4 protein-coding genes are annotated in these 5,413 nt (G+C 45.6%); all 4 read right to left on the bottom strand.

What is annotated here, in order from left to right:
- The coding region (locus B3182_RS02200; protein ID WP_292751375.1) for a PP2C family protein-serine/threonine phosphatase at window positions 1–1,069 on the bottom strand (1,069 nt) is incomplete at its 3' end.
- A gap of 14 nt (window positions 1,070–1,083) precedes the next feature.
- On the bottom strand, window positions 1,084–2,550 hold the full coding sequence (locus B3182_RS02205) for a NarK family nitrate/nitrite MFS transporter (protein WP_292354141.1): 1,467 nt from the start codon (window positions 2,548–2,550) through the stop codon (window positions 1,084–1,086).
- Between the two features lie 166 nt (window positions 2,551–2,716).
- Window positions 2,717–4,216 carry a diguanylate cyclase domain-containing protein gene (locus tag B3182_RS02210; RefSeq protein ID WP_292354139.1) on the bottom strand — a complete coding sequence of 500 codons (1,500 nt, stop codon included), beginning with the start codon at window positions 4,214–4,216 and terminating at the stop codon, window positions 2,717–2,719.
- Between the two features lie 35 nt (window positions 4,217–4,251).
- Window positions 4,252–5,413, bottom strand: a 1,162-nt coding sequence (locus B3182_RS02215; protein WP_292751378.1) for an EAL domain-containing protein, incomplete at its 5' end; no start/stop codon positions are given.

The raw sequence follows: 5,413 nt of genomic DNA on the forward strand, positions 1-5,413 counted from the left end.
CATCCAGTTTCTGTTGCAGCGTTTTGCCCGCCACATATTCCATCACATAATAAAGAAAGCGTCGGGGACGCTGTTGCTCAACGATGCGAACGACATGGGCATTGTCAATTCGTCGTCCAATCCACTCTTCCAGCTGAAAACGTTCCAGATAGGCCGGATCATCTTCAAAGTTTACTGAGGGTGTTTTCAACACCACTTTCTGCTGGGTTTGGGTATCTATTGCCAGATACAGCTGACTGGTGGAACTGGCATGCAGCTCACGTAACACCCGGTAACCAACAAGAATGACACCTTCGTACAATTCTGGTGGAAACGGTAACGCCGTCAATCGGGCATAGACTTCATCCGGCTTGGGATCAGATAACTCGTCAATACAAAACACTTGGCAGCTTACATTATCTCCACTGCCGTTTTGCAACGCTAACTCACACAATTCTTTGGCACACTGCTCAGGATCAGCATTGTCGCTTAACTGCTGTTTAATGACATTGTCTGCAACAAACTCATAAACACCATCCGTCATCAATATAAAAACATCACCCTGTTCCACAGCCAGGTTTTTATAGTCGATATCCAAAGCATAATCGACTCCCAATGCCCGTCCCAGATATTCCTTTCCTTGATCCAGTTTTATACGGTGATCCTGGGTTAGTTGTTCCAGCGTATTATTACGATAATGATAGATACGGGCATCGCCAACATGAAATAGATGAGCGGTAACTGATTTGATAATCACCGCCGAGAAGGTCGTAGCAAAGCCTCGTGACATTTCCCGAAACTGATGACTCTGGCCACACAGCCAGACATTTATCGCCGTTAAAACCTTGCCACCGGATTGTTTGACCGACCAGGTATCTGGTGTACTGAAATAATCAGCAATAAATCCGGTGATGGCGGCATGACTGGCCTCGCGGGCCTGTTCGCTGCTACTGATACCATCGGCAATTGCACAGATGGTACCCTTGCTTTCCAGCAGCAAGCTGTTCTCCGGGGCATAAAAACCGATCGCATCCTGATTTTCGGCTTTCACTCCGGCCCGCGAGTATTGCCCGCAACGGACTTTCAGCATGATCTCGATCCCGTTTAATGCACGTCGATCATTTGCACGGTTCCATCCGGCAATACTTCTGCCATCTGGCCGCGCGGCTCATCCATAAATTGCACTACGATCAAGGTAACAACCGCGGTGGCAGCAATTACCCAGAAAAACAACTGCGCTGAGACCACGGACAATACCGTCAAAAACAATAACGCACCGACATTACCATATGCGCCTGCCATGCCAGCAATTTGTCCCGTCAGACGACGTTGCACTAAAGGTACCACAGCAAACACCGCTCCTTCACCCGCCTGAACAAAGAACGAACAGCACATGGTCGCCAACACAGCTAATACAATAAACCATTCAGGCGTAATCAGGCCCATAACAAAATAGCCCACAGCCAGGCCTGCCAGACAAATGGTCAGCGTCAATTTACGACCCAGCTTATCACTGAAGTAACCGCCGGTTGGGCGTGAGACCAGATTCATAAAGGCAAAACCGGATGCCAGTAGTCCGGCCTGAACAACAGTAATATCAAATGTTTCACTGAAAAATAGCGGTAACATCGACACCACCGCTAACTCAGAACCGAACGTTGCCAGATAGGCCAGATTCAGCACCGCGACCTGCTTGAATTTGTAACGATGAATTTCTGGAACCGGCGTATGAAATATAGATTTGTTGACCTGAAAAATATGATAAAGCTGGTACAAAAACAACAGTATTAGTCCAGCATAAATCAGCATGGATACTGATTCAGTCAGTAATGAGACCCCGTTTGGAGACAGTTTCCAGGCCAGTAGTGCCAAAGCGCCATACATCGGCAGAGTCATCAGAATTAATAAAACAAAGTCGCCTTTGCTGGTAACTTCCATTGCCCCGGACTTTTTCGGTTTGAAATAAGTTGACCCTTTTGGCGTATCAGAAACGCTGTTGTAATAGATAAACGCATAAATCAATGCAATTAAGCCGGTCAGCGCTACCGCATAACGCCAGCCTTCATCACCGCCAAACATCAACGCAATCGTCGGCAGACTCATCGCCGCTGCAGCTGAACCAAAATTACCCCAGCCCCCGTAAATGCCTTCCGCCAGACCGACCTGTTTAGCTGGAAACCACTCTGAAATCATTCGAATACCGATAACAAAACCGGCACCAACAAAGCCCAGCATAAAACGAGCTAAGGCCATTTGTTCAAAACTGTCGGCCATCGCAAAAAAGAAACACAACATACTGGAAATCCCCAGCAGCAATGAATACATGATTTTGGGGCCGTATTTATCTACTAACATCCCCACCACAATCCGGGCAGGAATGGTCAGCGCGACATTCAGAATCAATAGAGTTTTAACTTGCTGGTCGGTGAGGCCAAGTGTTTCTTTAATCGAAACCAGTAATGGTGCATGGTTAAACCAGACCACAAAACTGATAAAAAAAGCCATCCAGCTGAGATGTAAAATGCGGCTGTTACCGCTGAAGGATAAAAATTTTAAATTTGAGGCAGACATTGTGTTCTCACTTCAGAACGTTTGACCAACATTGGTCATCATCTAAAGCGGGAATTATGCCAACTTATAAGCTATTGATTTTGTTAAGTACTTATTATTTAAACAGGTATCTTATGCACTTATTTAAGCCGTAGTTATTCTTGCTGCACCATGGCTGTGCAGATTGTCAGGCGACAAAGGCCACTGCATTCTTGCCTGATTGTTTTACCCGGTACATCGCTTCATCGGCTGCTTTTAACAAGGCATCAATGTTTTCACCGTCCTCGGGATAACGGGCAATGCCAATACTGGCCCCCACCTGACAAGGGCAGTTATCAATCACCATTTTTTCGGAAAGTGTGGCAATGATTTTATCGCCTACCGTTTGTAAATGCGTATCTTTAGCTACATCACTAATCAGCACGACAAACTCATCTCCACCAATACGGAATACGGTATCCGATGCACGTAAACGCTGACCAATGCGCTGGGCCACCTCTTTTAATAAAGCATCACCCACATGATGACCACAGTCGTCATTAACGGATTTGAAGTTATCCAGATCAATAAACATCATCGCCAGCGAAGTACCCTTACGCTGTGCCTGTAATATGGCCTGCTCTGCCAGCAGGCTGAACTGTGCCCGGTTGGCCAGACCGGTCAAACTGTCTTTATGCGCCATTTCGGTGAGCGCCAGCTCCAATTGTTTGCGTTCGGTAATATCACGAATATCACCGCTGAGTTCAATGGTGCGACCATCTTCACTACGATTGAGTTGAAGTAACATTTCCGCATCAATTAGTGCATTGTCAGCCCTGACCAGTTGTACTTCACAGCGGCTATAAGGCAAAGGACGAAATTTTTTGGCCAGTAATAATAAATGTGAGATGCGTGTCGCTGATTCCTGATCAAACAGGCGGTGGTAGTGTTGGCCGAGATAATAACGTTCTTCGTGTTGCAGCAATAATTTCACTGACGCACTAATAAAGGTGATATTGCCACTGGCAGAATTGATGACGATAACGATATCTGAGCTTTTTTCCATCAGCTTGCTGAAATACTGCTCGCGACGGATCAATCGACTTATTGCCATCACAAATGACAACAGAATCAAAATCACAATAATGCTCTGTAGTCCTCTCAACAAATATGTTTGCCGTTTAGCAGAAGCTTCGAGTTGATTGGTTAATTTATTCATCAGGGCAAGTAACTGCGGATTATCCGCCACCATGGCATTCACCAGTTGCTCCAACGCCGATTCCCTAAGCTGCATTTGTTGAATAGACCGGTACAACGGTTCCCACAACTCAATTGACTGCTTCAGTGTTTTTTGAATTACGGTTTCCTTGAATTGTTCAACCTGAATAAGTTGACCATTGGCGCTTAACGTTTCACCACCATTCATCATGGCGTTAAGAGTTTGATCGAATAAGGACATGGCCTCCATCAATTCCTGATAAGCCTCGTCGGTACTAAGCCCCTGACTCTGCTGATATCGCATTAACAACAGTGCTTTGGTCATTTTCTGTGACAACATGCGTTGACGACCAGCAATATTGATATTGATTGAGGAAGCTTCCAGCTGAACCGAAATATGATAATTCATTGCCAGTAACGTGACATCAAAGATAATCACCAGACTGAGTGGCAGCAAAAAATATCGGTACTTTTTGATTACCTCAAACATGCCCCCCCCTTGTTATCCGCTAAGGATTTTTAGCGTTAATCGTCCTGCCAGTCCAGATCGCAACAAAACACATAAAGCTTGTTATGTACCACTACCGTCTGGGAAACCGTGATGCACATTCTGGAATCTGCAACGGATAGATAAGGTCGACTAACCTGCATTTCACCGGGATGTTCAATGGCTCTGAAATGATAGTGTTTGTGTGACCAATTAGCATTATCACCTGACAAAAGCGGGGTAAAACGCGTATCCATTTTTTGCTGGTAATGTGGAGAATAGACATTTCTGGCCATCTGATAGCCTACTTCATCCAATAAATAACAGCGCACCGCACGCTTTTCCTTAAACAAAATAAGCGTGCTGGTATCAAAGGCATTGGTAATAGAAAATTCACTGACAGCCTGACGAAACAGTGTTTCGATCTTTTTGAAATCCTGATTCATTTGATGGCTGTTTTTAAAACGCTGGCGTTGCTGAATTTTCAAAAGATGATCAATATCTTCAGCAAATTTCGTGTTTTGGGAGATACGTTGTTGCGGGCGGGCAAAATAGAACCCCTGAACCATATCGGCGTTGGCGGCAATAGCCACCAGCGCTTCCCGTTCAGTTTCCACCCCTTCTATTACCACCAGACTACCGGCTTCGTGGATCAGTGAAACGACGCCAGTCAGAATGCGTTCAACTCGACTCGAGGTGCCCGCACCATGGATCATGCTGCGATCAATTTTTACAATATCCGGTTCCAATTCCCAGATACGATCAAAATTGGAATGGCCGGCACCAAAATCATCAATCGCTATCAGGCAGCCCAAATCCCGAAAGTGGCGAATCAAACTACGTAAGTATTGCCGGTCATCAATTTCACTTTCGAGAATTTCAATCACCACGCGATGGGGAGTAATACCGGTTTGTTCAAATAATGTGTTCATAAAGCCGGCATCCGGCCGCTCAGAAACCAGACATTGTGAATTCAGGTTCAAAAACAACCATGTTTCACCATTCGGCTGACGGGCAAAATTGTGCATATGCAACCGTCGACATAATCGATCCAAAGACAGGTTTTCAACACCGGTTTGGGGTATTGCCAGCAGTTCTAGTGGTGAATGAGGTTGTTGTTCTGTATCGACCGCGCGAATCAGTCCTTCGTAGCCAACAGGACGACGATGCGAGATGCTGAAAATGGGCTGAAAATGACTG

This window comes from Methylophaga sp. UBA4204 (genome assembly GCF_002379485.1).
Taxonomy (GTDB): domain Bacteria; phylum Pseudomonadota; class Gammaproteobacteria; order Nitrosococcales; family Methylophagaceae; genus Methylophaga.

Excerpts from the sequence above, each read along its gene's own strand:
- B3182_RS02205 (WP_292354141.1), bottom strand. The coding sequence starts at position 2,550 with ATGTCTGCCTCAAATTTAAAATTTTTATCCTTCAGCGGTAACAGCCGC.
- B3182_RS02210 (WP_292354139.1), bottom strand. The coding sequence starts at position 4,216 with ATGTTTGAGGTAATCAAAAAGTACCGATATTTTTTGCTGCCACTCAGT.